15 protein-coding genes are annotated in these 15,372 nt (G+C 43.3%); 10 read left to right on the top strand and 5 right to left on the bottom strand.

Translation table 11 applies throughout. The features are described 5' to 3' along the window. Positions 1 to 15: 15 nt before the first annotated feature. From LZF95_RS09460 to LZF95_RS09445, 4 genes are all read right to left on the bottom strand, one after another. Positions 16 to 1,179: a DUF4221 family protein gene (locus LZF95_RS09460; protein WP_233754744.1), complete on the bottom strand. Its 1,164-nt coding sequence runs from the start codon at positions 1,177 to 1,179 to the stop codon at positions 16 to 18. 254 nt (positions 1,180 to 1,433) lie between these two features. Beyond that, positions 1,434 to 2,102 (bottom strand): DUF1080 domain-containing protein, encoded by a 669-nt coding sequence (locus LZF95_RS09455; RefSeq protein WP_233754743.1) that lies wholly within the window; start codon positions 2,100 to 2,102, stop codon positions 1,434 to 1,436. Positions 2,103 to 2,298: 196 nt separating this feature from the next. Continuing rightward, on the bottom strand, positions 2,299 to 2,694 hold the full coding sequence (locus LZF95_RS09450; protein ID WP_233754742.1) for a group III truncated hemoglobin: 396 nt from the start codon (positions 2,692 to 2,694) through the stop codon (positions 2,299 to 2,301). Between the two features lie 6 nt (positions 2,695 to 2,700). After that, entirely contained in the window at positions 2,701 to 3,939 is a 1,239-nt protein-coding gene (locus LZF95_RS09445) for an ectonucleotide pyrophosphatase/phosphodiesterase (protein WP_233754741.1), read from the bottom strand. A gap of 380 nt (positions 3,940 to 4,319) precedes the next feature. Here LZF95_RS09445 and LZF95_RS09440 point away from each other — a divergent pair, with 380 nt between their 5' ends. Next, a complete protein-coding gene (locus LZF95_RS09440; protein ID WP_233754740.1) occupies positions 4,320 to 4,937 on the top strand; it encodes an OmpA family protein in 618 nt (205 codons plus the stop codon). 257 nt (positions 4,938 to 5,194) lie between these two features. On the opposite strand, the gene LZF95_RS09435 is transcribed toward LZF95_RS09440, so the two are convergent. After that, on the bottom strand, positions 5,195 to 5,710 hold the full coding sequence (locus LZF95_RS09435; protein WP_233754739.1) for a GNAT family N-acetyltransferase: 516 nt from the start codon (positions 5,708 to 5,710) through the stop codon (positions 5,195 to 5,197). Positions 5,711 to 5,985: 275 nt separating this feature from the next. On the opposite strand from LZF95_RS09435, the gene LZF95_RS09430 reads away from it, so the two are divergent. The 9 genes from LZF95_RS09430 (at position 5,986) to LZF95_RS09390 (ending at position 15,343) form a co-directional block, all read left to right on the top strand. Further along, positions 5,986 to 6,615 (top strand): NAD(P)H-dependent oxidoreductase, encoded by a 630-nt coding sequence (locus tag LZF95_RS09430; RefSeq protein WP_233754738.1) that lies wholly within the window; start codon positions 5,986 to 5,988, stop codon positions 6,613 to 6,615. A 103-nt stretch (positions 6,616 to 6,718) separates the two neighbouring features. Beyond that, positions 6,719 to 7,054, top strand: a complete 336-nt coding sequence (locus LZF95_RS09425; RefSeq protein WP_233754737.1) for an MmcQ/YjbR family DNA-binding protein — start codon at positions 6,719 to 6,721, stop codon at positions 7,052 to 7,054. Positions 7,055 to 7,117: 63 nt separating this feature from the next. Beyond that, positions 7,118 to 9,418, top strand: coding sequence for an FdhF/YdeP family oxidoreductase (locus LZF95_RS09420; protein ID WP_233754736.1), 2,301 nt, complete (start codon positions 7,118 to 7,120; stop codon positions 9,416 to 9,418). Between the two features lie 428 nt (positions 9,419 to 9,846). Then, complete coding sequence (locus LZF95_RS09415; RefSeq protein WP_233754735.1) at positions 9,847 to 10,059, top strand: hypothetical protein; 213 nt, start codon at positions 9,847 to 9,849, stop codon at positions 10,057 to 10,059. After that, positions 10,056 to 11,468: a sodium:solute symporter gene (locus tag LZF95_RS09410; protein ID WP_233754734.1), complete on the top strand. Its 1,413-nt coding sequence runs from the start codon at positions 10,056 to 10,058 to the stop codon at positions 11,466 to 11,468. The genes LZF95_RS09415 and LZF95_RS09410 overlap by 4 nt, the downstream gene beginning before the upstream one ends. After that, a complete protein-coding gene (locus tag LZF95_RS09405; protein WP_233754733.1) occupies positions 11,458 to 12,837 on the top strand; it encodes a glycosyl hydrolase in 1,380 nt (459 codons plus the stop codon). The genes LZF95_RS09410 and LZF95_RS09405 overlap by 11 nt, the downstream gene beginning before the upstream one ends. Then, on the top strand, positions 12,834 to 14,279 hold the full coding sequence (locus tag LZF95_RS09400; protein WP_233754732.1) for an NADH:flavin oxidoreductase: 1,446 nt from the start codon (positions 12,834 to 12,836) through the stop codon (positions 14,277 to 14,279). The genes LZF95_RS09405 and LZF95_RS09400 overlap by 4 nt, the downstream gene beginning before the upstream one ends. Next, on the top strand, positions 14,276 to 15,046 hold the full coding sequence (locus tag LZF95_RS09395) for a 3-ketoacyl-ACP reductase (protein ID WP_233754731.1): 771 nt from the start codon (positions 14,276 to 14,278) through the stop codon (positions 15,044 to 15,046). The genes LZF95_RS09400 and LZF95_RS09395 overlap by 4 nt, the downstream gene beginning before the upstream one ends. Before the next feature lie 75 nt (positions 15,047 to 15,121). After that, positions 15,122 to 15,343, top strand: coding sequence for a DUF433 domain-containing protein (locus LZF95_RS09390; protein WP_233754730.1), 222 nt, complete (start codon positions 15,122 to 15,124; stop codon positions 15,341 to 15,343). The last annotated feature ends 29 nt before the right edge of the window (positions 15,344 to 15,372 follow it).

Genomic DNA, 15,372 nt, shown 5'->3' with positions numbered 1-15,372 from the left:
GACACCAAACATCCTTCACTCCAATTCCCTCAGCTTAAACACTTCGAAACTCATCAGATCCTCCCTGTTTTTGGGATTGTCCGGATGATTGATGGAGATATATAACCCTTCTTCTCCCACAAAGGAATTCCCTGGATAGTAGGTGTTTTCAGGCATAAGTTTTTCTCCCAAAATATTCAGCTCCTTGTCAAGAATCATGACTGAGAATTTTCTGGGAAATCTCCTGAGCTGATTGATTTCCTCTTCATTTTCTATGGCTACTTTTGGAAATACAAAGCGGTAAAACACCCCACGATACTTATCATATAAAACCCGCTCGTAGCGGTCAGATGCAAACAAGTAAGACTGCAAAGCTGTGCGATCAGTAATATCCGGGAAGCTTTGAAAAGTTTGCTCAAGATATTGGCTTTTGGCAGGAACTACCGAATGCACTTCCCCCTCCAGATCGGACACATATAAATTGTGATCTGCGATAAATGAGTAAACCAATTTATCTTCCGCTCTTGCCATACTGAAATCCAGTAGTTTGGCGCCTCCTAAAGTATAATCAGCTGGATATCCCATCTTGGAAAGTGTCACCTCATTTGAATTTAGATCTATGGAATAGGTGAGCTTTTTATCGGAAAGATATGCTGAAGTGGCTTCGGATGCCCGCATATTCGGTCGTGTCTTCACCAACAACTTATCTCCCAGCAGAATAGGATCTGAAACAAAATAGGCATTGTGGATAAAGGCAAAATCATGACCAGCAGGAGGTTCATAATTGATCTTGGAAATCACTTTAGCCGTAGTGTCTGATAGATGGAGTTCCCCGTCAGGAAAACCAAACAAGAATATGCTATCCATCGAGTGCACGAAAAATCCCTGCACAAACCCTACTCCATTTGGCCCTTCAAGGTCAAATACTATTCGCTTGTGCATTTTACCAGAATCCAGATTATAGAGTTGGATTTCATTGTTGCTCATATTCAGGTTGAAGAGCCAGGAACCGTTTTTATCCTCGTAAGCAAAAAGTCCATCGCTCACATTGGAGGTCTGACTATCGATCTGCAAAGAGAGCACCTCTCCATCAGTCACCAATTCCTGAGGAGTAGTGATATTATCTGAGCCAGAACCACAGCTTTGCAAAAAAAGCAGTCCTCCAGAAATGATCGACACTAGAACACTGTAGTTTTTCATCTGATTAATTTGCGTTTTTAAGGACATATCCTTACCCCAACCTGTTTTCTATGTTTAATCTGTCTTAATCAGGCAGACGATCAATAATCATCCCAATGTGTAGCTTTTAAATCTATAATCGGGTTTAACATACTTAATTTACAAGTTTCAGCTTATAGTATATAATAAATTCATCTTCGGTTTCGAAAAAATCCGGATGCTTCAATGCTATTATTTCTTCTCTCTGAATTAATCTAGCCCCTTACACATTCCACCTAAAGTTCTGTCAGCATTATATTCCTGAACTCCACTTCTGCTCCCTCTGCCTGCAATGCGATCTTGCCACGCATGGCAGTTGCATTGAACCCGTCATTGACCAAATCACCATTCAGCCAAACCGTCACTTTATCCGCATCACAGGTGATCTTGATATGATTCCACTCACCTAACGGCTTTTCAGAATCATCTGTAAGATTTTTGATCCGCCTCTCCTTCTTTCCATTTACTCCCCAATTCTCCCTAGGGCCGCGCCTCGCTTCCATATCCTCCACTTCTATGTTTTCCTGGATGCACCAAAAGTCACCGGCATTGCTATGCATAAGCTGCACTTCTATAGACTGGGGAAACATATCGTACAAAGCTCTAGGAGTAGAGGCATGCACTAAAATGCCACAATTCCCTGGATCTCCTGCAAAACGATAGTCCAGTTCCAGCGTGTAATTATCATACTCAGCTTCCGAAATCAAATGGCCCTGAGGCGTACCCAAACTCACCAAAAGTCCGTCTCTGACAATAAATGGGATTCTCAGTGAGCTGTCTGCTTCAAGGTCTGGAACATCCATGTACCACCCTGATAAGCTTTTCCCATCAAAGAGGTTTTGGGTTTGGCTTCGCGCGAAAAATGGAACAGAGATCAAAAATAGAAGTAACGAAATATTTTTCATGACTTTGGGATAGTGTTAACGATGCTTCAAGCTAAAAATATTCCGCCAATTCTCATGAGATACTTTCCTATCTATTAGCTTGCTTCCTGGGGCTTCAGACTTGGAAGCAAAGTATTGCAGTCTTCAGGCTGCATTGAAAAATTCAAATCGGCCAACGTTTTTTAGGCATTGACATACTGTGACTGAACACTGATTACTAGCTCACCCTTGCTTCCCAGATCCTCATAAAAAGCATATGTGCCATCCTTCTTGCATGTTCTTTGGCATAGTCTGCCACTTCCCCTTCAAAATACCGGTCGATTGTCCCAAACCACAACTTCAGCCAGTTTCCAAAATGAGCTTGTTCTATGCTGTTGTCCACTTCCGCATCCACCTGTCGGTGTACTTTCACTGGATTAAATTTTCCCGCACCAGGCCCTGTTTGTAGGAGTATCATCTCCCAAAAATCACTCAGGTGTATCAAATGGGTATCCCAGTCTTTAACCACTCCATTGAAAATTGGACCCAGCGTATCGTGTTTTCTGACTTGGTCATAAAATCTCCTGACCAAAAAATCCACTTCTTTTCTAGATTTGATCTCTCCTCTATCCATTTCTATCTACCTTAAAATAGGTTCCAATACTTCTAATTTACCATCTATATCCTCAGGAATCGGTAAACCAAGAATTTTACAGATCAGGGGATAAACATGGACGTTTTGAAAAGTCTCTATCCCAATTCCTGATTTAAATGCCGGGCCATTCGCATAAAAAACAGCATGCATGTCCTTATAGGCTGGGCTAAAACCGTGCTCCCCTAAAACATCAGTCCCCATACTCTCCGCTTTTTGCCTGATCCTGGGCAAGGCAGATCCCCACGCAAAGTAATAACCTTTGTCAGGTATAATCAGAATATCCCCTATCCTATCCTTATACATCAAATCCTGGTAATTCTCCTTGTGATCTACATCAGTCACATGAATGGGCATAGAGGATTTTTCCAGTGCTTTAATCACTTTCTTTTTGTCCTTTTCATTCTTCAAATAAACATGAGCCAAAGCTCCATTATTAACCACCCTTCCGGGTATAGCATGTGTGAGATCATTAAGGTTTAGGAAATTACCTACAGGAATGTCTGTCATCCCATGATCCGATACGATTATCACATTGATCGGCAAATCAATACTTTTTAGTCCTTCAAATAAAGCCCCCAACTCCCGATCCAGCCTTTCCAGAGCCATTGACAATTGCGCATCGTTATTCGGGCCGTAGCGATGCCCCACATCATCCATATCCGAGAAATAAAGTGTAATCATCCTGGGGCGTTCGGCTGCTGGAAGCTCCAGCCATCTGAACACCTCCGTCACTCTAGTCAGATTGCTCACTCCTCCATCATAAGGATAATAATAGCTCGGGTGGATTCCCTGCACATCTGCCTCTGATCCGACGAAAAAATAACTGGCGGCTTTTATATTATTCTGCTCAGCCAGTACCCAAAGGGGTGTACCGCCATACCATGTTCCATCTTGGACGATCTCTGTTTTACCGATTCCGTAGGTCTGATCTTTCTTCGGATCATAAAATGAATTATCCACCAGACCATGATGCTCGGGCTTCATCCCTGTCGCAATAGTATAGTGGTTAGGGAAAGTCTTGCTGGGAAAGGAGGGCATCATACTTTTTGCCGCCACACCAGTAGCTATAAATCTACTTAAATTCTCCGGCTGGAATCTGGCCACATAATCGTATCGAAACCCATCCAGAGAGATCAATAACACTATGGGCTCAGTGTTCTCCTGTGCAGGAGAAACTAGTGGGAAAACCAAAATACTGAGGAGAAGCAGGTAAACTTTTTTCATCGGATAAACTTTCCGCAAAAATACCAGCTACTGGTGTGGCAAACAATCCAAACTTCAGTAATAACAGTTTGATAAACCAGCGAGGGATTATTTATCCTACACCTCCACAGTATTGGGAAGTTTTCCCACGCATTTTCCTAAAAAATCTTTTCTGATGCTTCCTAGCTAAGTTGGTACATCAATTGAGTGCTATGTTCCATCATAACATACCTTTTGAGATCGATAATTCGAAAAGTATAGGTAGAAAGGGATTAACAATCGAATCAGATCCCCTCAAATCAAGCTCAGAAGTGTTATATGATAAATAAATGACAACAATTATGAAAACGACCAACAAACTTTTAATGGCAACCCTAATCACCTCGACTACTCTGGGTGCTATGAGTTGTAAATCTAGCAACGCAGTAAAAGGCGGAGCAATCGGTGGATCCGCAGGAGGAATACTGGGCGGTGTGATCGCCGGCAAAGGGAATACCGCAGTAGGTGTATTAATAGGATCAGCGATCGGTGGGTCAGCGGGAGCGATCATCGGCCATCAGATGGACAAAGCCGCTGACGAACTGCAGCGGGATCTAAAAGGCGCAAAAGTAGAACGTGTAGGAGAAGGTATTAAAATCACCTTCGATTCCGGACTGATGTTCCCAGTGGACAAATCTGAGCTAAGCGATGTCTCAAAGCAAAACTTGACTGAACTGGCTGAAACATTGAAAAAGTATGAGGAGACAAATATCCTGGTGGAAGGACATACAGACAGCAGCGGATCAGATGATTATAACATGGAATTATCCAGAAAAAGAGCCTATTCAGTAGAAGATTTCTTGACTGCAAACGGTATTGCAAAAAACAGGATGGAAATCTCAGCCTATGGTGAAATGCAACCTATAGCCACCAATGAGACAGCCGAAGGACGTCAGCAAAACAGACGTGTAGAAGTGGCTATCTATGCAAACAAAAAGATGCAGAAAATGGCTGAACGAGGCGAACTGGGGGAAGATTAACCTATCCTACTAGCCCAATTTATAGAGCGAAGGCGACCTGGCAGGGTCGTCTTTTTTTGCCCTTTCAGACTTATTTAACCCTGAGATAGTATTGCAGTCCAAAATTCTCATAGTGCTTTAGTTCCCATTACGACGAGCAATGAAATGTTGGAAGTGAGTCATTCACGCTAAGTCTCAACCCTAAAAACATCAATAGCCCTGCGTACACAAGCACATTAAAAACATGACCGTTATTTATTTTGGCCCGATGAAACTGTTCAGAAATCAATCCGCATCAAAAAGTCCGTCTGGATCTCATCCCCAAAAGGAAAGGGATGTGAGCTAAAAACACTTAGGCCGTGCTTCTCATAAAATTTGATCGCGTGTCTGTTTTTTTCCCACACGCCTAGCCAGAGGTATTTTTTCCTGTTCAGCTTAGCAAAATTAATCGCATGGGTAAGAAGAACCTTACCCAATCCCATCCCTATAAACTCTTCCAGAAGATATAGTCTGGCTACTTCAAGACTGGAGTTGTCATGGAGGTCAGTCTGGGCGGGTACGAAATTCACTTTGGTATATCCCGCCAGGACGCCTTGCACTTCCAAAAGGAAAAAAACAGAGGCTGGATTTTCCATTTCCTCGGCAAACTGTTCTTCCGTAAATGCCTCCTCCAAATAGGCATTCACATTTTCGATTTTGTTTCCCTCAGTGAACGCCTGAATAAATGAAAGCCTAGCCATTGCTACCAAAGAACTTAGGTCAGCAAAATTGGCCTTTCTGATCAAATAGGACATTTATTAATACTATTTAATACTATATTTTTAATATTCCCCAACTGGGCCTATCAATTTCGCCCAAAGTTAAATTGAATTTCATGTGATGACACCTAATTATGCGATTTTCCTTTGCTGATATTATTAATAAGTCGCCTGATGTTTATCAAACAACGCAATAAATTACATGTATAAACATTTATCACCTAGACATTGAACTTTAATATTTTGATTGTGTTTACCAATCAATGCTTGTCGGCAAGACCCCAAGCGCATGAAAACTGAACCAACATATTATGCAAGTTTTAGAAAACCTGAATTGGCGATATGCCACCAAATCAATGAACGGGACTCCCGTTCCCCAAGAAAAAGTAGATTACATCCTCGAAGCAGTTAGGCTTTCTGCTTCCTCTTCAGGATTGCAGCCGTATGAAATCCTGGTCATCACCGATCAGGAAGTAAAGGAAAAAATCAAGCCTATCGCTTGGGGGCAAAGCCAAATCACAGACGCTTCCCACGTGCTTGTGTTTGCAGCATGGGACAACTACACGCCAGAGAGAATCAATGGCGTTTTCAAATATAACAACGAGCAGAGAAACCTGCCTGACTCAGCTACGGACGACTATAGAAATAAACTTATAACAGCTTATGGTGCCCAAACTGCGGAACAGAACTTCAACCATGCAGCCAGGCAGGCTTATATAGCTCTAGGAACTGCCCTGATAGCTGCCGCTGAACAAAAAATTGACTCCACTCCTATGGAAGGTTTTGACCCAACGGCTTTGGATGAGATTTTGGATCTAAAATCCAAAGGCCTTCGATCTGTGATCGTCTTACCACTTGGCTATAGAAATGAGGAAAGCGACTGGCTGCTCAATATGAAAAAAGTACGTACTCCAAAAGAGAAATTCGTAACGGTAATCTAACTGAAGCGACTTTCTTTTAAAAAGAGCGGATTGGATCTATGTCCAATCCGCTTTTACTTTTTTGAGGGAATTTGTGAACTTAGGGAAGCAAACATGATGTACCATGATAACCCCAGACTCATTTTCTCAACTTGCTCTGTCCTTTCCGGGAACTGAAAGTGCCCCACATTTTGACAGAACAGCCTTCAAAGTGGCAAAAAAGAGGATTTTCGCAACACTACATGAGAAATCCCTCTCCGCAAACCTGCTCCTTTCACTAACGGAACAAACCGCTTTTTGCGACTATGAGCCAAGTGCCATCTACCCCGTTCCCAACAAGTGGGGAGAAAAAGGCTGGACTACTTTTGACCTCCAGAGGGTATCCAAGGAAGCACTTGTCGAGGCGCTGGCTTCTGCCCATTCGGATATAAGCCATCAGAAAAATAAGCCTAAGTCTTAAATCCTATGAGTTTCATAGCCCTTTCACCTTAAGAAAGAAACCGAATTTTAGAACTACATCTCCATGCCATCCTCCTTCAGAAAGAATATCCAGGCTCAAAGCAATCAAGAATTTACAGGAATAGATCTAAAAAAGCCTGCACTATATGCCGCAGGTTTCACTGCAGTAAAAGTAGCGCTGCAACATACTTTCAAAGAAATGGGAGTTATCAAGTCTTTACAGACGCTTTCGCACATGAACCAAAAGGATGGTTTTGACTGTCCAGGTTGTGCTTGGCCAGATCCTCAAAACCGATCCAAACTGGGAGAATACTGTGAAAACGGAGCGAAGGCTTTAGCTGAAGAAGCTACATCAAAAAAGGTGGACAATGCATTTTTTTCTAATTATTCCATACAGGAAATTTCCAGTTGGTCAGATTATAAGATAGGCCAAAGTGGACGTTTGTCCGCCCCCATGATTCTGAGACCAGACTCAAATCACTACGAAGAGTGTACTTGGGAAGAAGCATTTAGAACTATTTCAGATCACCTCCATGCACTGGATCATCCAGACCAAGCCATCTTTTACACCTCTGGAAGATCAAGCAACGAAGCCGCATTTCTGTACGGACTGTTTGCTAGGGCCTTTGGCACCAATAATATGCCTGACTGCTCCAATATGTGCCATGAATCCAGTGGGGTGGGGCTTTCTGAAACACTTGGAATAGGCAAAGGATCGGTGAAACTGGAGGATTTTGACAAAGCCGAAGTGGTGATGGTAATCGGACAAAACCCCGGAACAAACCATCCACGAATGCTGTCAGCTTTGGAGAAATGCAAAAGGAATGGAGGGAAAATCATTACCGTCAATCCACTTCAGGAGGCCGGATTAATACGTTTTAGAAATCCCCAGGAAGTTGCCGGGATACTTCTGAATGGAGTAGGATTGACGGATATTTATCTACAGGTTAAAATCAATCAGGATGTGGCGCTATTAAAATTGATTGAAAAGAAATTGGCCGCACTGGATAAGGTTAGCGGAAAAGTTTTCGACCACGAATTCATCGGGAAATACACTGCCGGATATGAATCACTTATAGAGCACTTGCACGCACAGTCTGAACAGGAATTATTAGAACTCTGCGGAATAGAAGAAAAGTTAATCGACGAAGCGGTGGCGCTTTTGGCCAAAAAAAGCAAAATCATCATCTGTTGGGCAATGGGTCTTACCCAGCACAAAAACGGGGTAGAAAACATCAAAGAATGTGTCAATTTACTCTTGCTCAAAGGAAGTTTGGGAAAACCAGGTGCCGGCACCTGTCCTGTGCGAGGTCACAGCAATGTACAGGGAGACAGAACTGTAGGCATCATGCACTTTGTGTCCAAAGAATTAAATACGGCCATCAAAAACACCTTTGGCTTCGACGCCCCAGAACATGCTGGTGTCGATGTGGTCAAAGCGATTCCAGCCATGCATGAAGGGAAAGCCAAGGTGTTCATTGGACTGGGAGGCAATTTTGTGTCAGCTGCTTCTGATACTGAATACACTGCCAAGGCTCTTCAAAACTGTGACCTCAGCGTTCAAATCAGCACCAAACTCAATCGAAGCCATGTGATCACTGGCAAAACTGCCCTGATTTTACCTACTCTTGGAAGGTCTGATAAGGACATGAAGGATGGAGAGCAGCGGCACTTCACAGTAGAAAACAGCATGGGAGCCGTCCACCAATCAAAGGGATTTCTGACTCCTATTTCTGATGATATCAAAAGCGAACCGGAAATTGTGGCCGGAATTGCAGCGGCATATTTCAGGGAAGATCATCCTGTGAAATGGAAACTGTTGGGCTCTAATTACGATTTACTCCGAGAGAAACTTGGTGAAGTGATTTCCGGTTTCAAAGACATAAATACCAAGTCCAAAGGATCTGGCTATTATCTGCCCAATAATGCCAGAGATCTTGATTTCAGTATGCTTCCCAATCAAAGGGCACAATTTTCCATCACCTCATTACCTATACACAACCTAAAGGAAAAGGAGTACCTGCTGATGAGCATACGCTCGCACGATCAGTTTAACACCACCATTTATGGACTTAATGATCGGTACCGAGGAATTCACAACGAACGACGGGTGCTATTTATGAACAAGTCAGATATGGCTCGGGAGAATCTCAAGAAAATGGATGTGGTGAATATTATGAGTAATTATGAAGGACAGGAGCGTAAGGTCTTTCAATTTTTAGTCATTCCTTACCAGATCCCGCCTGGTAATTTGGCTGCCTATTTTCCAGAAACAAATCCTCTAGTCCCAATTCATGAGTTCGCCGACAAAAGCAATACCCCAATAAGCAAGTCAGTACGTGTTAGTTTGGAAAAGGCTATTTGATTTTTAAAAAGCAACAAACAGCAATTTCACATTTTTTCAAACAAACCGCTGGCATCAATTTCAGATGTTCGGATTTGACAGCTCCCTTTTCTAAAGGAAACAAGAGGGAGCTGTCCAAAAGTAAATTGTGCCTGATGAAACTGTAATTCCAATAACTCCATTTCAGTTGTACTAGTTTTTTATGAAATCCATTTCGTAAGAAATATCTAACAGAGCGTCACCACAGGTTAGTATTAAAAGAGATAATTGCTATTTTAAGCGCTACTTAGAAATTATTTTTAGGTAAATCCCAAAATATCCAGAATAACCTTGGCCTATTCCCATGAAATCGAGCAAGTCATAAACGACACAGAGAGGGATTATTATCCTTAAATGCAAGATTCCCTGTCCGAAGACAGGCGGGCATATGGCCGCTAAAAAAAACACACATGAAATCCAAACTATGGAAACAATTGGTGCTTGCTGTGCTTGTGTTGACAGCATGCTCATATCTTTTTCTTTTCAAAGAAGAGAAATCTGACCCCTCATTGGCAAATGTGCCTTTCGCCTTTTGGTCTGGATTCCTGATTACCGTGCTGGTGGTACTTGCCACCTTCATCGGCTCAAAAGTATTTCCATTTGATGATCCGAAGAAGCAATGATTGGATGGTTAATATTCTTCTTCACGCTATTCCTGGCAATGTTGGGATATGCTTCGTATCGATCCTATAGAAAAGACAGGACTTCTGATGATTTCATTTTTGCAGGATCCAACATTGGAACCATCCTGGGATTCCTGACCTTTTCGGCAGCGTTATTCTCTGCCTTCACATTTATGGGGATGCCGGACTTCTTTCGTGTCCATGGAGTTGGGGCATGGATTTTCTTGGCCTTGTCTGATGCACTGATGGTTTTCTTCCTGATATGGTTTGGCTATGCTTTACGCAAACGGGCATCTATAAATGGCTATAAAGGAGTAGCGGGACTGATGAAGTCCTGCTATCAGAATTCTTTTGCCGGCTATCTTGTTTTTACAAGTGCCTTCCTGTTTCTCATCCCTTATGTGGCGATACAAATCCGGGGCATCTCCATATTTCTGGATGCCGCATTTCCGGATATGTTTCCGTATTGGGTATGGTCTGCCGTGCTGGTTTTCATTATGTTGATCTACTCGGAAATAGGTGGGCTAAAAGCCATAGTTTACAGCGATGCCATCCAGGGAGTGATTATGCTGACTGTCATATGGATCATAGGGGCCACTTGTTTAAAACTGAGCGGAGGACTGGAAGCTGGCCTGGAAAAAATATCACAAACAAATGCTGGTCTGCTGACTCTTCCTGGCCCAAAAGGTCTGTTTACTTCTCCATTTCTCATCGCGTCTGCTATAGCAATTGTATTGATTCCTGTTTCCCAACCTCAATTCACTACGCGTTTGGTGGTGATGAAAAACCTGAAATCCGTGCATAGGATGGCTTATGCTGTTGGGATTTTCGCTATTCTAGTAATTTTGCCTACAGCATTTATAGGACTTTATGGTGCTGTCAAATATCCAGATGCAAGTACAGCGGATTTTTTGAAAAACGCCCTGTTATTTGACCAGGCGGTGCCTGTGGCGGCACTAGCTGTGGTAGGTCTTTTTGCCGCCTGCCTATCGACCACAAATGCGCAGATCTTTGCCCTCGGCACAGAACTTCGCTCCTTACTTTCAGGCACTGACAAGTCCAACATGAAAGTAACCAAGCTTTCCATTTTGATATTCTCCCTTATTGTTCTGGTATTTTCCACGTACATGAGCAATGAACTTGTGCTCCTGGCCAGGGTGAGTTTTGCCGGTACCTCCATGATTGCGCCAGTGGTATTGGGGGCAGTCATTTTCAAAAAACCTCCGCAGGCACTGCTGTGGATCTCTTCTGTCGCACTTACGATTTTCCTGCTGTCACTTACAGAAATTGTCCCTAGTATAATAGCCGGATATCCTTTGGATTTCCTGATGTATGGCATTCTGTTTATTTTAACTTTCACTTTGATGGTTAGACATCATTTCACCCAAAGAACCACTCATGAAGCTTGATTCGAACATTTCTATAACTAACTTACAACAACCTCTGAAAAAATTCTGGGAACTCTCCGGGAGGAAAATCAATCTGATCGAATCCTCCTTCGACACTACAAAGGGCGCTCCTGTCTTTACCGAAAAAGGCAAATATGTGACTCGAGGCTGGACAGAATGGACTCAGGGATTCCAATATGGATCCGCAATCCTTCAGTTTGATGCCACAGGTGATGAGCAGTTTTTGAAAATCGGCCGTGATAATACCTTGAATAAAATGGCTCCTCACCTCACACACGTAGGTGTCCATGATCATGGATTTAACAATGTGAGCACTTATGGAAACCTCCTTAGATTGATAGAAGAGGGTAAAATAGAGGGTGCAGCCTGGGAGAAAAACTTCTACCAGCTTGCCTTGAAAGTAAGTGGTGCAGTGCAGGCCATGCGATGGACATCAATCCCTAGCGGGGGATTTATTTATTCTTTTAATGGTCCTCATTCCCTGTTTGTGGACACGATCCGCTCATGCAGGGCGTTGATAGTTTCCCATGCGCTAGGACATGTGCTCCAAGGCGAAAATGACCGTAGAATCTCCCTAATCCAGCGGGCAATACAGCATATCCTGAGCACCGTTCGCTATTCAATATTTTATGGAAACGGAAGGGATTCTTATGACCTGTCTGGCAGAACTGCCCATGAGATCATCTTCAACACCAATGATGGGAATTATCGCTGCCCGAATTCACAACAAGGCTATACAGGTTTCAGCACCTGGACACGCGGATTGGCATGGGCCATTTGCGGCCTTGGGGAAACACTTGAAATTTTAGATCAAGTAGAAGAAACCGATTACTCTGAAATCATTTCGAAAGCAGACCTGATCAAAGAACTCTCAGAAGCGGCCACTGCTACAGCGGATTTCTATCTAGCAAATACCCCAACGGATGGCATTCCATACTGGGATACCGGAGCACCAAATCTTCATAAAATGGGAGATTATCTCAATGAAAAGTCAGATCCATTTAATGCCTATGAGCCGATAGATTCTTCTGCTGCATGCATCACAGCACAGGGTTTGATCAGAATTGGGCATTGGATGAAAGAGGAAAACCCTGAACTTTCTGAAAAATACATCCAAGCAGGGATTCAGATAGCGAACAACCTGTTTTCAGAACCCTATTTATCCGCCGACTCTTCACATCAAGGATTGATTTTGCACTCAATCTACCACCAGCCAAACGGCTGGGATCACCGTCCCGATCCGGATAAAGCTCCCTATGGAGAGTCCTGCATGTGGGGGGATTATCATGCACGAGAACTGGCCTTATTACTTCAGCGAATGCTGGACGGAGAAACCTATTACAGCTATTTTAATTGTGTACGCTCATGAGCGCAGGAAAATACAAACCCCAATATCCAAGAGTAGCCCAGCTGAAAACCGCTGAAAATCTTCGTGATCATCTGATAACAGAAAACATAACACTGGACTTTGATGAAGAACTAAAAACGGGCGGTGATTCACCTTTTGCCAAGGCTCATACCACCAGGGCAGGAAATAAAATAGGCAATGCGTTTTGCATTCTTCCAATGGAAGGTTGGGATGGCGCCACCGACGGCAAACCTACCGAGCTCACCAAAAGACGCTGGAAGAACTTTGCGATCTCTGGAGCCAAATTACTGTGGGGATGCGAAGCCGTAGCCGTGCAGCCGGACGGAAGAGCCAACCCAAACCAGCTTATGATCAATGATGAAAATCTAAGCGATTTCGAGGAATTGTATCAAATGGTGGAGCGTGAGCATAGAACTGCCTTTGGAAATTCTGAGGATTTGCTCACAGGACTGCAACTCACGCATTCAGGCAGATTTTGCAAGCCTGAAAGCAAAACCAAAATGGCCCCGAAGATTCTATATTCACACCCGGTATTGAACAAAAAATTCGGCTTGGCAGAAGATTATCCGCTAATGACAGATGGAGAAATATCCGAATTGATCGATTCTTACGTAGCAGCTGCGGTTCGTGCGCAAAAAACAGGGTATAGGTTTGTAGATATCAAACACTGCCACGGATATTTGGGCCATGAGTTTCTCAGTGCTTACGACCGTGAAGGTAAATACGGCAAATCAATCGAGAACCGCACACGCTTTATCCGGGAGATCGTAGCAGGAATCAGAGCTGAAGCACCTGGACTTGAAATTGGTGTGCGAATGAGTATTTTTGACTGGGCTCCTTTCAAGCAAGGGGCGGATGGCAAAGGTATCCCCGCGGCAGAAAGCCCTTATCCTTTTGCTTTCGGCGGAAATGAATCAGGCATTGGAGAGAACCTCAATGAATCCTTTGAATTCCTCAAAGAACTGGAGAAACTCGATATAGAGCTACTCTGCACTACTGCCGGCAGCCCTTACTACAATCCACACATCCAGCGTCCTGCACTATTCCCTCCCTCCGATGGATATATGCCTCCAGAAGACCCTCTTCATGGTGTGGCCAGGCAGATTGAGTCTGTGGCAGAAGTTAAAAAAGCTTTTCCCAACTTCTACACAGTGGGATCAGCGTATTCTTATCTGCAGGAATGGCTTCCAAATGTGGCTCACAACGTGTTAGAATCAGGAAAAGCTGATTCTATAGGCTTAGGAAGGATGGTTCTTAGCTATCCGGAATTGCCTGCAGACGTGCTGGCAGGGGAACCTATGAAGCGGGGTAAAATCTGCCGCACTTTCTCAGATTGTACTACAGCTCCCCGAAACGGCATGATTTCAGGCTGCTTTCCCCTAGATCCTTTTTATAAAAAAATGGAAATACACGAAACACTTAAAACCATCAAAGCATCATGAGTAGAGTAGCATTAGTAACAGGAGGCTCACGCGGGATTGGTCTTGGAATTGCCCGTAAACTGGCTGAAGAAGGTATAGCCCTTGCGATAAATGGTGTTCGGGATGAGGATAGTGCAAGCACAGCTCTGGATGAGTTGAGAAGCTTAGGCGTTCGGGTAGCCTATTTGCAGGGCAATATTGCAGTAAAGGAAGACCGGGAGTCAATTCTTGATGGACTGAAATCCAAGTTTGGCAAAATCGATATTCTGGTAAACAACGCTGGAGTCGCTCCCAGAACGAGAAATGATCTCTTCGACATCTCAGAAGAAGATTACGATCACTTGATGGACATCAATCAGAAAGGCACTTTCTTCCTCACTCAGATCATAGCTAAATGGATGGCGGATCTAAAAACGGAGAAACCTGAAGCCGAGCTTTCTATAGTTAATATCACCTCAATTTCTGCCACTGTAGCTTCCAAGATTCGTGCTTCCTACTGCATGTCTAAAGCTTCCTTATCTATGTTTTCTAAGGTCTTAGCGGTGAAAATGGCGGAATTTGGCATTCCTGTCTATGAAATCCAGCCAGGTGTGATAGAGACAGATATGATAGAAAAAGTAAGGGAAACCTACCATCAAGGGGTAAAAAACGGAATGACGCTTGAACCGCGCATGGGCATGCCTGAAGACATCGGCAAAGTGGTGGCAGCCTTGGTCAGAGGAGACTTACCCTACTCTACCGGCCAGGTGCTTACCGTGGATGGCGGGATGACTATTGCTAGGATGTAGATGTGATTTATATTAAAATGAACATCATCAATTTTATTTCGTAGATTTTCTTATCTGAGTTTACGACATTTAGCTATGGAATTCATCAAGTACATCGAAATCAATCCCTCCAAAAGATTGGGTCAACCATCAATCATCGGCATTAGAATTTCGGTAGCAGATGTTTTAAATTGGTTGGCAAGTGGGATGTCTAAAGAAGAAATCGTTTATGATTTCCCTAAATTATCCTTAGAAAGCATTAATGCATGTCTATTTTTTGCGGCAACTAGAGAAAAGCAACTCGGAATTGCCTCATGATACATCATTTGATAGATATCAATCTTTTT

This window comes from Algoriphagus sp. AGSA1 (genome assembly GCF_021390545.1).
Lineage (GTDB): Bacteria > Bacteroidota > Bacteroidia > Cytophagales > Cyclobacteriaceae > Algoriphagus.
Note: the sequence above shows the minus strand (reverse complement) of the source record. Positions and strands in the feature narration are given on the sequence as shown.

Coding starts and splice junctions, on each gene's coding strand:
- LZF95_RS09460 (WP_233754744.1), bottom strand. CDS start 1,179: ATGAAAAACTACAGTGTTCTAGTGTCGATCATTTCTGGAGGACTGCTT.
- LZF95_RS09435 (WP_233754739.1), bottom strand. CDS start 5,710: ATGTCCTATTTGATCAGAAAGGCCAATTTTGCTGACCTAAGTTCTTTG.
- LZF95_RS09425 (WP_233754737.1), top strand. CDS start 6,719: ATGATAACCCCAGACTCATTTTCTCAACTTGCTCTGTCCTTTCCGGGA.
- LZF95_RS09400 (WP_233754732.1), top strand. CDS start 12,834: ATGAGCGCAGGAAAATACAAACCCCAATATCCAAGAGTAGCCCAGCTG.
- LZF95_RS09410 (WP_233754734.1), top strand. CDS start 10,056: ATGATTGGATGGTTAATATTCTTCTTCACGCTATTCCTGGCAATGTTG.
- LZF95_RS09405 (WP_233754733.1), top strand. CDS start 11,458: ATGAAGCTTGATTCGAACATTTCTATAACTAACTTACAACAACCTCTG.
- LZF95_RS09420 (WP_233754736.1), top strand. CDS start 7,118: ATGCCATCCTCCTTCAGAAAGAATATCCAGGCTCAAAGCAATCAAGAA.
- LZF95_RS09395 (WP_233754731.1), top strand. CDS start 14,276: ATGAGTAGAGTAGCATTAGTAACAGGAGGCTCACGCGGGATTGGTCTT.
- LZF95_RS09390 (WP_233754730.1), top strand. CDS start 15,122: ATGGAATTCATCAAGTACATCGAAATCAATCCCTCCAAAAGATTGGGT.
- LZF95_RS09455 (WP_233754743.1), bottom strand. CDS start 2,102: ATGAAAAATATTTCGTTACTTCTATTTTTGATCTCTGTTCCATTTTTC.
- LZF95_RS09415 (WP_233754735.1), top strand. CDS start 9,847: ATGAAATCCAAACTATGGAAACAATTGGTGCTTGCTGTGCTTGTGTTG.
- LZF95_RS09450 (WP_233754742.1), bottom strand. CDS start 2,694: ATGGATAGAGGAGAGATCAAATCTAGAAAAGAAGTGGATTTTTTGGTC.
- LZF95_RS09445 (WP_233754741.1), bottom strand. CDS start 3,939: ATGAAAAAAGTTTACCTGCTTCTCCTCAGTATTTTGGTTTTCCCACTA.
- LZF95_RS09430 (WP_233754738.1), top strand. CDS start 5,986: ATGCAAGTTTTAGAAAACCTGAATTGGCGATATGCCACCAAATCAATG.
- LZF95_RS09440 (WP_233754740.1), top strand. CDS start 4,320: ATGAGTTGTAAATCTAGCAACGCAGTAAAAGGCGGAGCAATCGGTGGA.